Below are 400 nucleotides of genomic sequence, written 5' to 3' on the forward strand. Positions count from 1 at the left end.
TCGAACGGCGGAGCCGTTCGACTTACTCGATGATCTTCGACACCACGCCGGCGCCGACCGTGCGGCCGCCTTCGCGGATGGCGAAGCGCAGGCCGTCTTCCATCGCGATCGGCGCGATCAGCTCGACCGTGAAGCCAACGTTGTCGCCCGGCATGACCATCTCGGTGCCTTCCTTCAGCGTCACCGTCCCGGTCACGTCCGTCGTGCGGAAGTAGAACTGCGGACGGTAGTTCGCGAAGAACGGCGTGTGACGGCCGCCTTCATCCTTCGTCAGGATGTAGGCCTCGGCTTCGAACTTCGTGTGCGGCGTCACAGACCCCGGCTTGCAGAGCACCTGGCCACGTTCCACGCCTTCACGGTCCACACCGCGCAGCAGCGCGCCGATGTTGTCGCCCGCTTC

Annotated in this window: 1 protein-coding gene; it reads right to left on the reverse strand. The window is 65.5% G+C overall.

Features of this window, described 5'->3' with window-relative positions; all coding sequences use genetic code 11:
• Nucleotides 1-22 precede the first annotated feature (22 nt).
• Nucleotides 23-400 (reverse strand): EF-Tu C-terminal domain-related protein (locus D4754_RS23790; RefSeq protein WP_476727333.1); only part of this gene is annotated, 378 nt, incomplete at its 5' end.

It is taken from the genome of Chachezhania antarctica (genome assembly GCF_003646465.1).
GTDB classification, from domain to species: domain Bacteria; phylum Pseudomonadota; class Alphaproteobacteria; order Rhodobacterales; family Rhodobacteraceae; genus Chachezhania; species Chachezhania antarctica.